Genomic DNA, 18219 nt, shown 5'->3' on the forward strand with positions numbered 1-18219 from the left:
TAAATTAAAATAATTCACCACCTTTCAATACACCCGGAGGCGGCAAACCTAAACGCAATGGTTGCGTTTCCGTAGTAGGTGCTTTTTCCGTATAAGCCCTTTCGATAATATATCTTTTCGTTGGCTCGGTTCCTTTAATAAAAAACTCTTTACGTCCATTGCCTAAAAAGCCACTATTAGGATCAATATTTACTTCAATAATATTTTTCGGTAAAGGATCTTTTTTAACCGGTTTATCAGCCAAAGCCACTTTCATGTAACTTGTCCAAGCCGGTAAAGCAGTATTAGAACCCGAGGCATTCTTACCTAAATTTCTTTTATTATCATCAAAACCGACATATACCACAGTTGAAATATCTGCACCAAAACCGGCATACCAAGTAGCTTTAGCATTATTGGTTGTTCCTGTTTTCCCCCCCACATCAGCACGCTTAATTGAATTTAGCATACGATAGCTTGTGCCTCGCCAGCCATTCTCCGGTTCACCGGTAATTGCACTTGCCAAAGCACTACGCATTAAAAAGGCCAGTTCACTGCTAATAACATGTGGCGCATAACGAAGTCCTTTAACATGGTGAGATGATTCAGCCATTAAACTTGGAGCACTTTTTTCACCATTATTCGTTTGCTGTAATTCCGGATCAATCTCAGCATTCTCCTCAGCTAAATCTTCTTCTTTTGTTAAGGTTACCGGTGCGGTATTTACCTGTGTTTCATCATGAATTTTAACTGACTCAAAATACTCCGGCTCAGGATAAATAACAGGGTTATCACAGGCAGAGCATGCCACTACAGGATTTGCTTGATATAGCTCATAACCTTGAGCATCAATAATTCTGTCAATAATATATGGTTCAATTAAATAACCGCCATTCTCAAAAACAGCATAGGCACGAGCCATTTCAAGCGGAGTAAAAGAAGCAGCCCCTAGCGCTAAAGACTCCGTTGCCAGATATTGACTATGATTAAAGCCAAAACGTTGTAAATAGCCGGCAACATAATCAATACCCGCCATTTGCAATACACGAATCGCTACCATATTTTTTGATTTTCCTAATGCCACCCTTGCCCGTAATGGTCCACCATAAACACCATCAGCATTTTTAGGTCGCCACTCTTTCTGGCCTTTCTTTTTAATAACAATAGGAGAATCACTAATTGTGGTGGATAAACTTAAACCTTTATTCATTGCAGCTACATAAATAAATGGTTTAATTGCTGAACCAACCTGCACTAAAGATTGAGTTGCACGGTTAAAACGGCTTTGCTCAAAACTAAATCCACCAACAATCGCTTCAATTGCACCATTTTCGCTATTAATTGAAACTAATGCAGAATTAACTTCCGGAATCTGTCCCAGTACCCACTCTTTATTTTTATTTTGGCGTACCCAAATTTGCTCACCTGCTTTCAATCCTTTACTTGCAAATGAAGCATTTACACGCTTCAAACTATCGCTTTCACCATTAGCCAGCAAAATTGTATATTTTGATTTATCAACTTCAATCACTGCAGCCGGAGTAAAAGGTTCTGATTTTGGCAATTTACTTAAGTGATCGATAATCTTCTCTTCGTCCCAAGCTGAGTTACCTGTCCATAATTTTTCAGCCCCTCTCCAACCATGACGACGATCATAATCAATTAAATTCTCACGCAAAGCATCTTGTGCAGCTTTCTGGTCTGCCGAAATGACGGTCGCATACACTTTCAAGCCTTTGTTATATGCGATATTCTCGCCATAGCGTTTAACAATCTCTTGGCGTACCATTTCCGTTACATAGTCAGCTCTAAACTCTAAAGCCGCTCCGTAATAGCTTGCTACCACAGGTTCGGCTTTTGCTTTTTCATATTCTTCTTTAGAGATATCCCCTGTTTCTAACATTCGCCCCAATACTACATTGCGACGATCTTCTGCTCGTTTAACCGAATAAAGCGGATTCATTGTAGAAGGCGCTTTCGGTAAACCGGCGATAATTGCAATTTCAGATAGCGTAAGCTCACTTAGCGTTTTATTAAAATAAGTTTTAGCTGCCGCTGCTACACCGTGAGAACGATAGCCTAAATAAATTTTATTAAGGTAAAGTTCTAAAATTTCATCCTTGGTTAAAACCTGTTCAATTTCAAGGGCTAAAATCGCCTCTTTAGCCTTACGTTCTAAGCTTCGTTCAGGAGTAAGAAAAAAGTTTTTTGCTAATTGCTGAGTAATAGTACTTGCACCTTGGGTATCCCCTTGGCTGGTACGCCATAATGCACGCATAATGCCTCTAGGATCGATCCCTTTATGTTCATAAAAACGAGCATCCTCTGTTGCAAGAATGGCTTTACGCAACATTGGCGGAACATCCTCCAATTTCACAGGAATACGGCGCTCTTCACCTACCTCACCAATCAATTTACCATCTAAAGTAAAAATCTGCATAGGCTGTTGTAGCTCAACATTCTTTAACGTTGCCACATCTGGCAAATCTGATTTGATGTGCATATACAGCAAACCGGCGATTACCCCACCTAAAATGAAGAGCGAAAGTAAAGTACTAAATATTATTTTTGCGATCCGCATCGAAAAAATCTCTTTTGGTTAATGACTAAAAGGAAATATAAAGCCAATATTAAAGCCCTAAGTATAAGCGAAAAACGCTAACTTTGCCCTAATTAATTACAAATATTTACTTATTAATCAATTATGAAATTACTACAGAAAGTTTCAAAAGCTTGTTTGCAGCCCTATGTTTTAGGGCTAAGTGAAGATGAACATTACTACTGCTTAGTCAAAAAAGAAACCGAAAAATTCACTGTTTTCTGGCAAAAAAAGCCCTTTGACTTAGCTTGCTTTATTCAAATGAATACAAGCGAAAAACTCAATCAACACAGAGAAAAATTGAACCTAATTCGCCCTGTTTCGCACAGCTATATTTGGCGAAAAACTGTTTTTTTGCCAAAAACTTTAAACACAATTCAATTACACCAACACATTATTCAAATTTTGAAAAATGAGCAGCCACTTTCTATTGAAACATTAAATTTTGATTATCAACAATTCCCACTCAGTAATAACAATCTTAATAAAATTGTTATCTATGCATTACGTAAAAGCTATGCAGATAATCTCACTCAAATACCTTGCGTATTAGATTGTGAACTACATTGCTATATTAGAGCAATTTCTTACTTACTTTAAAAATCTAACAGACAAAACTGAATTTCCACCGTTTTCTTTCCAACAAAAAACTGTGCAATTCACTGAAGCCAATATCCGTTTTCTCCCAATAGCACCGGAGAACTGTATCAAAATCGAAGATATTGAAATTTCAGAATCGGAAATAAATAGCATACACAACAAGCATCTCTATCTGCTGGCTGTAGGAGCAAGTTTATGGAATGGCAAGGTATTGATTTAGCCAGCAATGCACAAAGTAAATGGGTATTTACAACATACTATCTGATTAAAAAGATGGCATTGGTGTCATTTTCTCTTATTGGAATAGCTCTATTTCTCATTTTTTATCATTTGCAAAAAAAGCAAGAAATTTACCCGCTTGTAGAGAAATTAAACCAATTACAAACAGAAAGTCGCGCTCTAGAAAATAAGATTGCAAATTTACAGAGCCATAATCAAGTCTCACTACCTGTTAGTACAAAAAAAGAGATAGAAAAATTCATACCATTGATTATGCAATTTCCGCTAAAAAAAGGCGGAATCAATACTATTCAACTTTATCATGACAACCGACTTTATTTAAAAATCAGTGGAAAGATCAGCTCACAAGAAGATTTTCAGGCACTTGATAAATACCTCAAAGAACAACAATTTTTTGAGTTAAAAACAGATCATATTAGTGTTAACAATAAAAATGAAACTGAATTTATTTTCACCCTTAAATATCAAGGATAAAAAATGGAATTCATCAAGAAAAAACTAATGCATTTATATCTAAACCCACATAAAAACGGGTTTATTTTTCTCTCTACCATTATTTATAAAAAGCAGATTATATTGATAATATTAACACTTATTTTTCTTATTTACCCAATAATTAACGTAGTTAAAATACACTTTTGGGAAATAGAAACAAAGCAAGAGATAATTAATCAAACCAAAGTTATTGAACATCAACAAGCAATATATAACACTTTGCTAGAAAAGGAGAAAGCACTAAACAATAAAAACTTTAATTTAACAAATATTAACGAAAACATACAGCAAATTGCTCAGAAAAATCGTCTTCAGATTCATAATCTGCAATGGAATTTAGAAAAAGGAAAAAGTATTGAACTGCAAGTAGTTCATCATAGTTCATCCATTTTTAATTTTATTCAAGAACTCAATCAGATTCCTTATTTAAAATTCAATATGATTTCTCTAACTAAATCTACTCAGGAAAGAAAACTGGAGCTCAATACTATTCTAGTACCTAGTACTAATAAGGAAGAATATGAATAAATATTTCTTATCTATTTTATTACTTTGCTGCAATGCAGTGGCAGATCCTTTTTTTGGCACGACTAACACTACAGAAAATGAACAATTAACAGAGGTAGAAAATGATATTGCAAAAAATAATGAAAATTTAACCGCTTGCAAACCTTCTACAAATCTATTTTCTATTAATCTACCTACTGAATTTGAAAAACTAAAACTAGTTGGTTTAATAAAAATAGATAATAGTTTTAGAGCATTATTTATTGATGAAAAAGATCAGCTTTTTGACTTCAGGGAAAATGAATTAGTCAACAATCATCAAATTGAGATAAAAACTATTACGCTTAAATCTATTACTTATATTGATTGGAAATTGACTCAACACTGTAATACGCCTTATGAAGTCACCTTAAAATTATAGAGGTTTATATGTCCAAAATTCTCTCATTATTATTGCTTACTCCTTCTCTTGTCTTAGCAAATACATTATCTATTTCATTAAAAAATGCCCCAACACCTGCAATATTGACCTATTTAGCAGAAGAAACCGATAAAAATATTGTATTGGAAGATAATATAGACACTAAAACCACCTTACGTTTAGACAATAAATCTATTGATGAAATATTAAAAACAATAAGTAAAATCAATAAATTATCGTTAAAGCAAGAGAATGATATTGCTTATATCAATAAACAAGAAAATAAGTTAGAAAGTATGCCACCAATCGCTCATTTGCAAAATAATGGGAAAATTCAACCGCTTGCTCCACCAAAACTTATCACGAAAACGATCAAACTTTATTATGCTAAAGCTTCTGAAATAATAGACTCTTTAACTAAAGGTAGTGGTACATTTCTATCGGAAAACGGCTATATTCATTTTGATGAAAGAAGTAATAGTTTGATTATTAAAGACAGCGAAAAGTCGTTACGAAATATAGAAAAATTAGTAAAAACACTCGATCATCCAACTGAGCAAATTGCTATAGAGGCCAGAATTGTAACTATTAGCAGCGAACACCTACAAGAGCTTGGTGTACGCTGGGGTATGTTTTCCTCAAGTCCGGATCATTATAAATTTGGCGGCAAGCTGGAAGGCAATGGTTTGAACAATGTGGCTAACAATTTAAATGTTAATTTCCCGGTAGCAAATGGAGCTTCTGCGGTATTACAAGTTGCCTCAATTAATAGTCGCCTACTAGATTTGGAGCTTTCTGCACTTGAGCAAGAAAACAGTGTAGAAATTATTGCAAGCCCCCGCCTACTCACTACCAATAAAAAAGCCGCCAGTATCAAACAAGGTACGGAAATTCCTTATGTGATGTATAACACAAAATCAGAAGCAACTGATGTTGAGTTTAAAGAAGCCGTATTAGGGCTGGAAGTTACCCCTCACCTTTCCACGCACAATCAGATCTTACTGGATCTGATTGTGACTCAAAATTCTCCTAATTCGCAATCCGGTAGCAGTGGTTTAATTACCATAGATAAACAAGAATTGAATACACAAGTCTTTGCCAAACACGGAGAAACCATTGTTTTAGGTGGTATTTTCCAACATTTAACCCAAAAAGGAGAAGATAAAGTACCAATTTTAGGCTCAATTCCCTTTATTAAACGGCTGTTTAGCCAAACCCGAGATAAAATCAGCAAGCGGGAATTAGTCATTTTCGTTACCCCTTATATTTTGCAATCTAGTGAGAAAACCATCACCACCTCAAAATTAAAATAGCATAAATTTAAGCAAAAAGAGGGGAATTGTGATAGAATCAGCCGTCATTTTTTGCTGTTAGAAATTAAGAGGTATTATGAAAGTTTCTCCCCGTCGCCGTGCAAGAGAATGTGCAGTGCAAGCAATTTATTCTTGGTACATTTCTCACAATACAGTTGAAGAGGTCGAATTAGCCTTTGTTACCGATCAAGATATGAATGGCGTTGATATGCCTTACTTCCGTAAACTTTTCCGTGGTGTTGTCAATAATGTTGAAGCCATTGATGAAGCATTACGTCCTTATTTAGATCGTAATGAAGCCGATATCGACCCAATTGAACGTTCTATTTTGCGTTTATCCGGCTATGAATTAAAATTTGAGCATGATGTACCTTTCCGTGTAGTTATTAATGAAGGTATTGAGGTTGCAAAAGTATTTGGTTCCGATGATAGCCACAAATACATTAACGGTATTTTAGACAAATTAGCCCCAGCATTAGGAAAGAAATAGCCACTTCCCCAATTTTGTAACAAAATTGGGGATTTTGATAATAAATAATCTCAAGGAAATTTTATGGGTGAATTTGATATTATTGAACGCTACTTTAATGCCTCTCAACGTCCACCTCGCAAAGATGTATTACTTTCTATCGGTGATGACTGTGCAGTAACCTCCCTTAAGCCTAACCAACAGCTTGCGATTACAACAGATACGCTTGTCTGTGGCACACACTTTTTGCCGACTATTTCACCGGCTGATCTCGCTTACAAGAGTGTTGCAAGCAATTTAAGTGACCTCGCTGCAATGGGGGCTGAACCGGCGTGGTTCTCTTTAGCACTCACATTACCGGAAATTAATCACGAATGGCTGGCGGAATTTAGCACACATTTCTTTGAGATTCTGGACCATTATAACGTCGATTTAATTGGAGGAGATACCACACAGGGGCATCTCTCACTAACTATTACAGCCCAAGGGATTGTGCCACAAGATAGAGGCCTATTTCGCCATAATGCAAAAGTAGGTGATTGGATCTATGTCTCAGGCACGCTTGGAGATAGCGCAGGCGGCTTAAAATTACTCCTTAACCAGACCGAAGAAACACCAACTTGGAATGCAGAAGAAAGCTACTTAATCCAACGCCATTTACGCCCAATACCTCGCGTGTTACTTGGCTTAACTATTGCCCCTATCGCAAATGCCGCCATTGATATTTCAGATGGGCTTTTATCTGATTTAAGCCATATTCTCAAACGCAGCGAATGTGGTGCGGTAGTAAATCTGGAAGATCTCCCGCTTTCAGAAGAATTACTCAAGCGTTACTCTCGTTCAGAGGCGGAGCATTTTGCATTAACCGGTGGGGAAGATTACGAACTCTGCTTTACCGTACCCAATGACAATAAACAAAAATTAGAAAAAGAATTAACGAATATCGGGGTAAATTATACTTGTATAGGGCAAATTCGTTCTGCAAAAGAAGGACTAACTTTATTACGTCATAATGAGCCTTACTCGCTGCCTAGCTATATCGGCTATGATCACTTCAAAAAATAAACTGTATGAAATCTATCGATCTTAAAAATCCAATCCATTTTTTTGCATTCGGATTTGGCTCAGGCTTATTAAAACCGGCCCCCGGCACCTGGGGAACAGTTGCAGGCTTAATTGTAGCAATTATATTATGGCATCTAACCAAATCTCCGTTATTTTTTGTTCTACTGACGCTCATCTCATTTATTTTTGGGTGCTATATTTGCACTCAAACCAGCCGAGATCTAGGTATCCACGATGACGGTAGAATTGTTTGGGACGAAATTGTCGCCATTTTTCTGATGTTTAGCTGCCTACCGGAATATAACTTGCTCGGTTACTTTTTTACCTTCATTAGTTTTCGATTTTTCGATATTGTAAAGCCTTACCCTATCCGATATTTTGACGAAAAACTCGAAAACGGATTAGGTATTATGTTTGACGATATTCTCGCGGCTATTTACTCCCTCATTTCACTGCATATTTTGTACTGTTTTATTTAAAGATTTTATGCTTACTATTTTATTTATCCATCTCGCAGGGCTTGCCAGTCCCGGCCCCGATTTTTTCTATGTAGTCAGACAATCTGCCAGCCATTCAACTAAAAGCGGTATTTTAGCTGCAATCGGTATTTCTCTTGGGATTGTTTTCTGGGCAGGATTTGCTATTTTTGGCTTAGCGTGGCTGAGCAATAACATTGGTTCTCTGTTTCAATACTGCATTATGTTATTGGGTGGCTGCTATCTTGCCTATATCGGCTTAAAAATGGTACGAGTGCGGGAAAATATCACCTTCGTTGAAGATAAATCTAACCTCATACCGTTAAACAGTTGCACAGAAATTAAAAAAGGTTTACTAATCAATATTTTTAATGCCAAAGCCGGTGTTTATTTCACCAGTGTAGTATCTGCTTATTTAGGTAAATTTAGCCAAACCTCACAAATGTTTGAGTTGCTGTTTTTATTTGTTTTCACTACTTTTCTCTATTTTGCACTTATCGCCTTACTGTTTTCACGCAAGCCGATAAGACAATTTTACGCCAAATACAGCCACTATATTGATAATGTGTCAGGTATCATCTTTATTTTATTTGGTTTAATGCTGATTTATGAAGGTATTACCCACCTAATACATTAGATCAAGCGGTTAAATTTTTACGAAAATTTGCGACAGCAAACTAGAATAAAATAGTGTTATTTTATACAGTTTCTGCTATGCTATCGCAAATTTCACTTTTGGACAAAAACATGATCGGACGATTACACGGCAACATTATTGAAAAACAACCACCGGAAATCTTACTTGATGTACAAGGGGTTGGCTATGAACTATTACTCCCCATGACAAGCTTTTACAGCTTGCCACCAGTTGGTGAAGAAACCAGCCTTTTCACTCATTTGGTGGTGCGTGAAGATGCCCACTTATTGTTTGGCTTTGCCCAAAAACAAGACCGAACCTTATTCCGTGAGCTGCTCAAAACTAACGGTGTTGGTCCTAAACTCGCTCTTGCGATTCTCTCTGCAATGTCTGTTTCCCAATTTGCCACCGCCATTGAAAATGAAGAATTGGCGAAACTCACTAAAATTCCGGGTATTGGACGAAAAACCGCCGAACGTTTATTAGTTGAATTAAAAGGCAAATTCAAAGGCATGGCACAAACAGATTTCTTTGTGGAAACATCTCATGATCAAATTGTTGCAACGCATGTACCGGATCCGGCAAATGAAGCCCTTGATGCCTTAATTGCTTTAGGTTACAAACCGGCTGACGCAGAAAAAATGATTAAGAAAGTAAACAAAGCCGGCGCGAGTAGCGAACAGCTCATTCGTGAAGCGTTAAAAAATTCATTATAAGTAAAGATTTATGATTGAAGCAGATAGAATCATTAGTGCCTCACCGAAGCGTGAGGAAGAAGTGATAGACAGAGCCATCCGTCCGAAATTACTCACTGACTATGTTGGTCAACCTTCGGTACGTGATCAAATGGAAATCTTTATTAAAGCCGCAAAACTGCGAGAAGAAGCCCTCGATCACCTCTTGATTTTCGGTCCACCGGGTTTAGGTAAAACCACTCTTGCTAATATCGTTGCCAATGAAATGGGGGTAAATATCCGTACCACTTCTGGGCCCGTGTTGGAAAAAGCGGGTGATCTGGCAGCAATGCTGACAAATCTGGAACCCTATGATGTGCTGTTTATTGATGAGATCCACCGTCTTTCGCCGGCAATTGAAGAAGTACTTTATCCGGCAATGGAAGATTATCAGCTTGATATTATGATTGGCGAAGGCCCGGCTGCACGTTCTATCAAGCTAGATTTACCGCCTTTTACTCTCATTGGCGCAACTACTCGCGCCGGTTCGCTTACCTCGCCTCTAAGGGATCGTTTTGGCATTGTACAAAGATTAGAATTCTACTCGGTGGACGATCTGACTTCTATCGTTAAACGCAGTGCCGATTGCTTAAATTTAAATTTATCACCGGACGGGGCTTATGAAGTCGCTCGTCGCTCTCGTGGCACCCCCCGCATTGCCAATCGCCTGCTTCGCCGAGTGCGAGACTATGCCGATGTTCGCAATAACGGTATCATTACCTCAGGGATTGCCAAACAAGCGCTTACCATGCTAGATGTTGATTCCGAAGGATTTGACTTTATGGATATCAAACTGCTACAAGCCATTGTAGAACGTTTTGACGGTGGCCCTGTAGGGGTGGATAACCTTGCCGCCGCCATTGGTGAAGAACGGGATACCATTGAAGATGTGCTGGAACCTTATCTGATTCAACAAGGCTTTCTGCAACGCACTCCAAGAGGGCGAATTGCCACCAACCGCACCTATGCTCACTTAGGCATTACCAAAATTGACTAATGCATAAGCGGTCATTTTCTCTTGAAAATTTGCCAATATCTGCAAAAAATCTTGTGAAAATGACCGATTGTTTTGCTTCATCTCAGCTTTTATTTTACCGCTTCCCACCACTTTTCTTTTGGTAACGGCTCGAAAATATTAAACACTTCACCGATTTTCGGGGTAGCAACATCAATATTGTGCTGACTAACTGCTGCTAGAAAACGCTCAATAGGATCCGTCCAATGGTGTTCGGACAAATTAAATTTCGCCCAATGAATTGGCATGGCTTTGGTACTTTTCACATCAAGCAAGGCTTGAACAGCTTGTTCGGGAAATTCGTGAATCTGATCCCATTTCGAATTATAAGCCCCATTTTCAATCATTACAAAATCAAAGGGTCCATATCTTGCAATGCGTTCACGATAGTGCTTACCATAGCCGCTGTCTGCACTGAAATAAAGAGAAATATCGGGCGACTTCACCACAAATCCGCCCCATAAAGTTGAATTTTGATCCGTAATAGAACGACCGCTGAAATGGCGAGCCGGTACTAAGGTTACCTTCACATTCTCCACATTAGCCGATTCATCCCAATCCAGCTCAGTAATTTTATCGCTTGCGATACCCCAACGTTGTAAATGCCCTTTTACCCCAAGCGGCACAATAAATTTCTTGGTTTTGCTATCCAATTGTTGAATGGCATAATAATCCAAATGATCGTAGTGATCATGTGAAATCAATACTGCATCAAGGTCGGGAAGTTCCTCAATCGTTGGCGTATGTTCCATAGCAAATGGCTTCACCATAAAAGACACAGGGGAAGCAGAATAAAACAGCGGATCGGTCAGGAAAAACTTACCGTCGGTTTGGAATAACATGCTCGAATGCCCCAACCACGCCATACTGCCGTTTTTAAACTGTCCAAGGGCTAGCGGCATAGTTGGTAGAGGTTTAGCGGGGTATCGCTCTTTAGGCGGAGTAATTTTATGCCACAGCCAATCTTTCCAAGAAATAGGTTCATTTCCTGTCTGGATGAAGGTTTCCTCTAAATTGACAAAACCCCTATCACGATAATTGGGCGAAGCCTTTATTTTTGCTAAGCTTTCCGCATCAGGCTTACCACCGAAAACGGGGTTAAAAGTTAGCACAGAAAAACCTAAAATAGCTAATGTGATAGCAATATAAACCAGCCATTTAAATAATGAAAAAATCATACCTCTATTGCTTTCTAAGTAAATTTGCAAAACTTTGTTAAAATATGACCGCTTGTAAAGCCATTTTACACTCAGGTGATTTGATTCTAGCAGAAATGTACTCGCTACGCTCACACTACCTGCAAATAGCTGTTTTGATGCTCAATGCAGGCAACTGTGCAAAGATTTAGTAAAAAATAACCGCTTGCAACCTAGCATCTTGAACTTAAACAATCTCCCGCTCTTACCCTATTTACAAAACTTTTAATTTACGCTATTAATTAAATATTCTATAACTACAAAGAGTAACGCTATGTTGAAATTTATTTTTAAACGTCTTCTTGAGGCAATTCCAACCCTGTTTATTCTGATTACTTTTTCATTTTTCCTAATGCGGCTTGCCCCCGGTAGCCCGTTCACAACCGAAAAAGCTTACCCACCGGAAGTTATGGCAAATATTGAAGCCAAATATCATCTTAACGAACCGCTTTATAAACAATATTTCATTTATATGGAAAATCTGTCTAAAGGTGATTTCGGCCCTTCATTTAAATATAAAGATCAATCGGTGAACAATCTAATTGCTTCTGCTTTTCCGGTATCTTTAAAACTTGGCATTATCTCTTTTATTTTTGCGGTAACTATCGGCTTAACTGCCGGCACTATTGCTGCACTTAAACAAAATAGTAGGTGGGATTATTTGGTCATGGGCTTTTCAATGACGGGTATTATTATGCCGAGTTTCGTATTTGCCCCTCTGCTTGTACTGTTTTTTGCGATTTATCTCAAATGGCTGCCTGCCGGTGGTTGGAACGGTGGGCAGCTTTATTATATGGTGCTGCCGGTGCTTTCTTTAACCATCAGCTATGTTGCAGGCATTGCCCGTATTACCCGAGGTTCAATGATTGAGGTGCTGCACTCGAATTTTATCCGCACGGCTAAAGCTAAAGGATTACCTATGGGTAAAATTATTTTCAAACACGCCTTACGCCCTGCCCTGCTGCCTGTGATTACCTATTTAGGTCCTGCATTTGTCGGCATTATTACCGGCTCAATGGTGATTGAAAGCGTGTTCGGCTTACCGGGCATCGGGCAGCTTTTTGTAAACGGTGCGTTAAACCGTGATTATTCACTGGTGCTGAGCTTGACGATTTTAGTCGGTACCTTAACTATTTTATTTAATGCGATTGTCGATATTTTATACGCGGTAATCGATCCGAAAATTCGTTATTCTTAATTTAAGGAGTGGGAGCGGAATATGCAAAATTCTAATAAAAATCAACCGCTTGTTGATGTTACTGCAACCTTGGAAGGCAGAAGTTTATGGCAAGATGCACGCCGTCGCTTTTTTCGTAATAAAGCAGCTGTAGCAAGCCTCATTATTTTATGTTGTGTCTTACTTTTTATTACCTTTGCCCCTATGCTAATGCCGTTTAGCTATGAAGATACTGACTGGAATATGATGGGAAATGCCCCTGATTTTGCTTCACAGCACTATTTTGGCACTGATTCCGCAGGGCGTGATTTATTAGTGCGAGTTGCTATTGGTGGACGCATTTCTTTAATGGTTGGCATTGCCGGTGCCTTAATTGCGGTGATTATCGGCACCATTTACGGGGCAATTTCCGGCTATTTAGGTGGCAAAGTTGATATGGTAATGATGCGTTTTTTAGAAATATTAGGATCATTCCCATTTATGTTCTTTGTGATTTTGCTGGTGACTTTCTTCGGACAAAATATTTTCTTGATTTTTATCGCAATCGGAATGGTCGCTTGGCTTAACCTTGCCCGAATTGTTCGAGGACAAACCCTTGCATTAAAAAATAAAGAGTTTGTTGAAGCAGCCATTGTTTGCGGCGTCTCCCGCCGTCAAATTATCTGGCGACACATCGTGCCAAATGTATTAGGTTTAGTAGTCGTTTACGCTTCACTTGAGGTGCCTGCTTTAATTCTGTTTGAATCCTTTTTAAGCTTCTTAGGCTTAGGTACACAAGAACCAATGAGTAGCTGGGGCGCATTGCTAAGTGATGGTGCAGCACAAATGGAAACCTACCCGTGGTTGCTTGCCTTCCCGGCCTTTTTCTTATGCTTAACGTTATTTTGCTTTAACTTTATTGGTGATGGTTTGCGTGATGCACTCGATCCAAAAGATAAATAGAGGTTTAGAATGAAATTATTAGAAGTAAACAACCTTGATGTCTATTTAAAAACGGACGAAGAATTAGTTCACGCAGTACGTAATGTCTCTTTTTCAATTGAAAAAGGGCAAACTTTGGCAATTGTAGGTGAATCTGGCTCGGGCAAATCAGTCACTTCAATGGCAATTATGCAGCTTTTACCGAAAAACATCGTGAAGTTTGGCGACAAATCAAGCATTGTGTTTGAAGAACAAAACCTACTCACTCTTTCGGAAAAAGCAATGCAAGCAATCCGTGGCGACCGTATCGGAATGATTTTCCAAGAACCGATGACCTCGCTCAACCCTTATATGCCAATCGGGGAACAAGTTGCCGAGGCAATTTTAACCCATAATGAAAAGTTAACCAAAACTGAAGCTCAAAAATTAGTGTTAGAAACCTTGCAAAAGGTGAAAATTCCCGATGCCGAAAAGAAAATGGCATGCTACCCGCACGAATTTTCGGGTGGCCAACTCCAGCGTATTATGATTGCCATGGCAATTATCAATAAGCCCGATTTACTCATTGCCGATGAGCCAACTACCGCCTTAGACGTAACCACCCAAGCGGAAATTTTGGACTTAATGCACGACTTACAAAGTGAAATGGGCATGGCGATTATCCTCATTTCCCACGATTTACGCCTTGTGCATAAATACAGTGACTTTGTTTGCGTGATGCAAAACGGCGAAATTATCGAACGTGGCGAAACCGAGCAAGTCTTTACCAACCCACAGCACCCTTACACTATTGAACTATTAACGCCAATTCCGAGTAACTTAAAGGGTGAGTTGCCGGCAGATACGCCAACGCTAATCAAGGCTGAAAACATTGAGGTGGACTATATTTTAAAACGCTCACTTTTCGGCAAACCGAAAAAAGTATTTAATGCGTTAAAAGAGATTTCACTTCACCTCAAAACAGGCGAAACTTTAGGGATTGTAGGTGAATCCGGCTCAGGCAAATCAACCCTTGGGCGTGCAATTATGCAAATTTTGGACTACCGAGGCAATCTCACCTTTGCCGATAAAACCATCAACAAACTTGGCAAAGCTGAGCACCAAGCGTTGAAAAAAGATATGCAAATGGTATTCCAAGATCCGTTCAACTCACTTTCACCACGCTTGACCGTCGGTGAAATTATCACCGAAGGCTTAACCGTGCATTATCCGCAAATGAGTAAAGCAGAACGACGTGAAAAAGCGATGAAGATTTTGGAGGAAGTAAACCTGAATCCTGCTATGATAAACCGCTACCCACACGAATTTTCCGGCGGACAACGTCAACGTATTGCCATTGCCAGAGCCATTATTTTAGAGCCAAAATTTGTGTTGCTGGACGAACCGACCTCAGCCCTTGACCGTTCAACCCAAATTACTGTGATTGAACTACTCAACCGCTTACAGAAAAAATACGGCTTAAGCTATATTTTCATCAGCCACGATCTTGCCGTAATTCATGCCTTAAGCGACCGAGTGATTGTAATGAGCCAAGGCGAAATTGTCGAAAGTGGCGATGTGAAGCAAATCTTCGACAACCCGCAACAAGACTACACCAAGCGGTTAATTGCAGCCTCTAATCTATAAAAACAAAACCTTACCGAAACTCAAAACGGTAAGGTTTTTCTTTATGAAATACTTACAAGCGGTAATATTTTCTAAATTTTTTGCAAATCACTAATTTTCTATACTAAGCCCGCTAAGCTCTCCACCTACAACGCCTTCTTTTTCGATAGAGCTGATAGCATACGCCAAGTTAAGGTAGGTTTCTGCCCAAGTGGTGTGAGAGAGGAATAGAAGGAAGAGAAATAGGCGTTTCATTTTTTAATTTTTTGAGCATAATTATGCTCACGCAAGCGGTTGATTGCATATGAATTTTGCAAAGTCTTGCGTTATTTTATAGCCCAATCAAAATATCTAGCTAAAGTGAGGTAATGATGAATTCATTAAATAATATTAGAGATGAGAAAATTATTTTTAAAGATCTAGAGAAACTATGTAAACAACCTGGTTATGCTCACGTAATCGCATATTTTTGTTATAGAGACAATACTATTCAATCTGCTCAAAATAACGTTACTAGAGAAGAAATGTTAGGACAATATGAGCCAAATCGTTTATTAAGAACGGAGATTTCATTATTAATTGGATTAATGTGTAAGGAAAAAATTTCACTAGAAATTCCTATACCTCCAAAATTTGAAGCGCTTATCAATAAAACCGAGGAATTACTCAAAGAATTACACTTATCTATCACATATGCAGATAGAAATAAATTAAATTCCCTTGAAAAATTAAAGTCATTCTTAAAATCAGGTAAGATGTTAAGAGAGGTTATCTTTTATGGTGGTGAGTCTGCATATAGCTTTCAATATAGAGACTTTTCTAAAATTAAATATAGCTATGATAATAATTGGTTTTTAGAAAATAAAAGATATTCAGTAGATCAGTTACATCAAGTAATTATAGCTCTAGAGAAAATTGCTCCAGAAAAACTTAGTAATACTATACAATCGTTACAATTTAAACATCCTTATTTATGGACTATATTGGATGGTTATACATTCTCTATAAAAGAAATTTCAATTAACACTGGAATAGATAAGGAAATAGTTGAGGATATCATTAAATCTTTTAGTCTATCAAATTATGAAGACATGTCATTATTTAATAGCTTTGGAGCGTTTAACTCTACTAATGCCTACCCTATTCTATTATTAGAAAATGGAAAATTTATATTATTTCAACACTATAGTTTGACTGAAGCTGTTTATGAAACACCATTCTTTTGGTTTAACAAGGATAAAAATTATCAAAATATAGCAATGGAACATAGGGGGCAATTCACTGAAGATTTTTCTTATGAGCGTCTAAAATCTGTTTTTGGAAATAATAATGTATTCAAAAATGTAGAAATACAAGATACAAATAGTAATAAATTAGGTGAAATTGATGTACTTGTTACTTTTGGTAATAGAGCAATTATTTTACAAGCTAAGGCTAAAAAACTTACTATACTCGCTCGTCAGGGAAATGATGATGCACTGCAAGATGATTTTCAGAAGGCTATACAATTATCATACGATCAAGCAGTAGAATGTGGAATTTTCCTATTAGACTCTAAAACAAGATTAATTCTTCCAACAGGAAATAAATTAAAAATTAATCGAGATTTTGCAGAAATTTATCCATTTTCCGTTGTTTCAGATCACTATCCTGCTTTAGCAACTCAAGCTAGAAATTTTTTAAACCAGACAGTTCATAATATTATTAAACCTGCATTTGTTATTGATATATTTGCTTTAGATGTTATTTGTGAAATGTTATGTACACCTTTATACTTCTTAAGCTATATTCACCGTAGAGCAATGTATACTGATAAATTCCTAGCCAATCATGAACTTACTATACTCTCATATCATTTAAAACAAAATTTATACCTGCAAGATAATTTTACTCTTATGCATTTAGGTGACGATTTAGGAGTAGATCTTGATTTAGCTATGGAATCTAGGAGAAATGGACTCTCTAACCAATATGATGTTGATGGAATACTGACTAAATATAAAGGGACTTTTTTCGAAAAATTAATTAAAGATATTGAGAGAAATTCTGACTCTAATTTAATTGATTTAGGGTTAGAGTTATTGATGGTAAATGAAGATACGGTAAAAACATTAAACGAAAGTTTTGATATTATCCATCGTAAAAGTATAATTGATAGAAAAGAACATAATCTTGTTTTAACATTTGATGAAAATCATTCTATTGGACTTATTATTCATTGTACTAACTCACCAAATGATATTGCAATACAATCTCTAGATAATCATTGTGAAATACGTAAGTATAAATACAAAGCAGATCGTTGGTTTGGGATTGCTGTAGATATTGATAAGGCTGATCTAAGATTCGGAATTAATAAGACATATAAGTGGGAACAGTCTGATGAAATGGATAAAATATGTGGTATTTTTCCATTCTCTAGAAAAGCTATTTCCTCTTCTCATATATCAGGGTATAAAAATAAAATAGGACGTAATGATATGTGCCCATGTGGTAGTGGTAAAAAATATAAAAAATGTTGTATTGGCTTATAATCTATTTATGATTCCTGCTCTAATAACATTTTTTACTAGCGGTCAAATTCCTCCAAAACTTTGCAAATCCCCACCGCACTTTGACCGCTTGCCCCCTCCCCTTGACCCAAATCAAACTTCCCCCTGATATGTGGAAAACCACAATACCCACTTAATCCGCTCGTTTCTACAATACCCTTTTTTGATTTTTTATCACTTCCGCTAGTTAGCCCGAAAGGTTTGCAAAAACAGAAAGT

18 protein-coding genes are annotated in these 18219 nt (G+C 37.5%); 15 read left to right on the top strand and 3 right to left on the bottom strand.

Annotation, left to right across the window (positions count from 1 at the left end; genetic code table 11):
- Positions 1–4: 4 nt before the first annotated feature.
- Positions 5–2560, bottom strand: a complete 2556-nt coding sequence (locus tag A6B41_RS08095; RefSeq protein WP_027074142.1) for a penicillin-binding protein 1A — start codon at positions 2558–2560, stop codon at positions 5–7.
- 123 nt (positions 2561–2683) lie between these two features.
- Between A6B41_RS08095 and A6B41_RS08100 the strand changes: the two genes are divergently transcribed.
- The 11 genes from A6B41_RS08100 (at position 2684) to ruvB (ending at position 10532) form a co-directional block, all read left to right on the top strand.
- The gene (locus A6B41_RS08100; protein ID WP_237052464.1) at positions 2684–3178 is read left to right on the top strand and encodes a hypothetical protein; all 495 of its coding nucleotides are present in this window, start codon (positions 2684–2686) and stop codon (positions 3176–3178) included.
- Positions 3179–3373: 195 nt separating this feature from the next.
- Entirely contained in the window at positions 3374–3892 is a 519-nt protein-coding gene (locus A6B41_RS08105) for a hypothetical protein (protein ID WP_027074141.1), read from the top strand.
- 3 nt (positions 3893–3895) lie between these two features.
- Positions 3896–4441, top strand: a complete 546-nt coding sequence (locus A6B41_RS08110) for a hypothetical protein (RefSeq protein ID WP_027074140.1) — start codon at positions 3896–3898, stop codon at positions 4439–4441.
- A complete protein-coding gene (locus tag A6B41_RS08115; RefSeq protein ID WP_027074139.1) occupies positions 4434–4841 on the top strand; it encodes a hypothetical protein in 408 nt (135 codons plus the stop codon). The genes A6B41_RS08110 and A6B41_RS08115 overlap by 8 nt, the downstream gene beginning before the upstream one ends.
- A gap of 8 nt (positions 4842–4849) precedes the next feature.
- Entirely contained in the window at positions 4850–6154 is a 1305-nt protein-coding gene (pilQ, locus tag A6B41_RS08120) for a type IV pilus secretin PilQ (protein WP_027074138.1), read from the top strand.
- A gap of 76 nt (positions 6155–6230) precedes the next feature.
- Positions 6231–6644, top strand: a complete 414-nt coding sequence (gene nusB / locus A6B41_RS08125) for a transcription antitermination factor NusB (RefSeq protein WP_027074137.1) — start codon at positions 6231–6233, stop codon at positions 6642–6644.
- Between the two features lie 63 nt (positions 6645–6707).
- Positions 6708–7688, top strand: coding sequence for a thiamine-phosphate kinase (thiL, locus tag A6B41_RS08130; protein ID WP_027074136.1), 981 nt, complete (start codon positions 6708–6710; stop codon positions 7686–7688).
- 5 nt (positions 7689–7693) lie between these two features.
- Positions 7694–8167 carry a phosphatidylglycerophosphatase A family protein gene (locus A6B41_RS08135; protein WP_027074135.1) on the top strand — a complete coding sequence of 158 codons (474 nt, stop codon included), beginning with the start codon at positions 7694–7696 and terminating at the stop codon, positions 8165–8167.
- 7 nt (positions 8168–8174) lie between these two features.
- The gene (locus A6B41_RS08140; protein ID WP_027074134.1) at positions 8175–8801 is read left to right on the top strand and encodes a LysE family transporter; all 627 of its coding nucleotides are present in this window, start codon (positions 8175–8177) and stop codon (positions 8799–8801) included.
- A gap of 110 nt (positions 8802–8911) precedes the next feature.
- Positions 8912–9517 carry a Holliday junction branch migration protein RuvA gene (gene ruvA, locus A6B41_RS08145; protein WP_027074133.1) on the top strand — a complete coding sequence of 202 codons (606 nt, stop codon included), beginning with the start codon at positions 8912–8914 and terminating at the stop codon, positions 9515–9517.
- 10 nt (positions 9518–9527) lie between these two features.
- Positions 9528–10532: a Holliday junction branch migration DNA helicase RuvB gene (gene ruvB, locus A6B41_RS08150; RefSeq protein WP_027074132.1), complete on the top strand. Its 1005-nt coding sequence runs from the start codon at positions 9528–9530 to the stop codon at positions 10530–10532.
- 89 nt (positions 10533–10621) lie between these two features.
- On the opposite strand, the gene A6B41_RS08155 is transcribed toward ruvB, so the two are convergent.
- Complete coding sequence (locus tag A6B41_RS08155; protein WP_027074131.1) at positions 10622–11728, bottom strand: MBL fold metallo-hydrolase; 1107 nt, start codon at positions 11726–11728, stop codon at positions 10622–10624.
- A 292-nt stretch (positions 11729–12020) separates the two neighbouring features.
- On the opposite strand from A6B41_RS08155, the gene oppB reads away from it, so the two are divergent.
- The 3 genes from oppB to A6B41_RS08170 are packed head-to-tail and all read left to right on the top strand — an operon-like array spanning position 12021 to position 15470.
- Positions 12021–12944, top strand: a complete 924-nt coding sequence (gene oppB, locus A6B41_RS08160; RefSeq protein ID WP_027074130.1) for an oligopeptide ABC transporter permease OppB — start codon at positions 12021–12023, stop codon at positions 12942–12944.
- Positions 12945–12965: 21 nt separating this feature from the next.
- Positions 12966–13865: an oligopeptide ABC transporter permease OppC gene (gene oppC / locus A6B41_RS08165; RefSeq protein WP_027074129.1), complete on the top strand. Its 900-nt coding sequence runs from the start codon at positions 12966–12968 to the stop codon at positions 13863–13865.
- A 9-nt stretch (positions 13866–13874) separates the two neighbouring features.
- On the top strand, positions 13875–15470 hold the full coding sequence (locus A6B41_RS08170; protein WP_027074128.1) for an ABC transporter ATP-binding protein: 1596 nt from the start codon (positions 13875–13877) through the stop codon (positions 15468–15470).
- 90 nt (positions 15471–15560) lie between these two features.
- Here the strand turns inward: A6B41_RS08170 and A6B41_RS08175 are convergent, their stop codons facing one another.
- Complete coding sequence (locus A6B41_RS08175; RefSeq protein WP_156930217.1) at positions 15561–15704, bottom strand: hypothetical protein; 144 nt, start codon at positions 15702–15704, stop codon at positions 15561–15563.
- A gap of 113 nt (positions 15705–15817) precedes the next feature.
- Between A6B41_RS08175 and A6B41_RS08180 the strand changes: the two genes are divergently transcribed.
- Positions 15818–17983, top strand: coding sequence for an SEC-C metal-binding domain-containing protein (locus A6B41_RS08180; RefSeq protein WP_237052465.1), 2166 nt, complete (start codon positions 15818–15820; stop codon positions 17981–17983).
- The last annotated feature ends 236 nt before the right edge of the window (positions 17984–18219 follow it).

The sequence above is a fragment of the Mannheimia granulomatis genome (genome assembly GCF_013377255.1).
In the GTDB taxonomy this organism is placed as follows: domain Bacteria; phylum Pseudomonadota; class Gammaproteobacteria; order Enterobacterales; family Pasteurellaceae; genus Mannheimia; species Mannheimia granulomatis.

Coding starts and splice junctions, on each gene's coding strand:
- A6B41_RS08170 (WP_027074128.1), top strand. CDS start 13,875: ATGAAATTATTAGAAGTAAACAACCTTGATGTCTATTTAAAAACGGAC.
- ruvA (WP_027074133.1), top strand. CDS start 8,912: ATGATCGGACGATTACACGGCAACATTATTGAAAAACAACCACCGGAA.
- oppC (WP_027074129.1), top strand. CDS start 12,966: ATGCAAAATTCTAATAAAAATCAACCGCTTGTTGATGTTACTGCAACC.
- oppB (WP_027074130.1), top strand. CDS start 12,021: ATGTTGAAATTTATTTTTAAACGTCTTCTTGAGGCAATTCCAACCCTG.
- A6B41_RS08115 (WP_027074139.1), top strand. CDS start 4,434: ATGAATAAATATTTCTTATCTATTTTATTACTTTGCTGCAATGCAGTG.
- A6B41_RS08135 (WP_027074135.1), top strand. CDS start 7,694: ATGAAATCTATCGATCTTAAAAATCCAATCCATTTTTTTGCATTCGGA.
- A6B41_RS08155 (WP_027074131.1), bottom strand. CDS start 11,728: ATGATTTTTTCATTATTTAAATGGCTGGTTTATATTGCTATCACATTA.
- nusB (WP_027074137.1), top strand. CDS start 6,231: ATGAAAGTTTCTCCCCGTCGCCGTGCAAGAGAATGTGCAGTGCAAGCA.
- A6B41_RS08105 (WP_027074141.1), top strand. CDS start 3,374: ATGGAATGGCAAGGTATTGATTTAGCCAGCAATGCACAAAGTAAATGG.
- A6B41_RS08180 (WP_237052465.1), top strand. CDS start 15,818: ATGATGAATTCATTAAATAATATTAGAGATGAGAAAATTATTTTTAAA.
- A6B41_RS08100 (WP_237052464.1), top strand. CDS start 2,684: ATGAAATTACTACAGAAAGTTTCAAAAGCTTGTTTGCAGCCCTATGTT.
- A6B41_RS08095 (WP_027074142.1), bottom strand. CDS start 2,560: ATGCGGATCGCAAAAATAATATTTAGTACTTTACTTTCGCTCTTCATT.
- A6B41_RS08110 (WP_027074140.1), top strand. CDS start 3,896: ATGGAATTCATCAAGAAAAAACTAATGCATTTATATCTAAACCCACAT.
- pilQ (WP_027074138.1), top strand. CDS start 4,850: ATGTCCAAAATTCTCTCATTATTATTGCTTACTCCTTCTCTTGTCTTA.
- ruvB (WP_027074132.1), top strand. CDS start 9,528: ATGATTGAAGCAGATAGAATCATTAGTGCCTCACCGAAGCGTGAGGAA.
- A6B41_RS08175 (WP_156930217.1), bottom strand. CDS start 15,704: ATGAAACGCCTATTTCTCTTCCTTCTATTCCTCTCTCACACCACTTGG.
- A6B41_RS08140 (WP_027074134.1), top strand. CDS start 8,175: ATGCTTACTATTTTATTTATCCATCTCGCAGGGCTTGCCAGTCCCGGC.
- thiL (WP_027074136.1), top strand. CDS start 6,708: ATGGGTGAATTTGATATTATTGAACGCTACTTTAATGCCTCTCAACGT.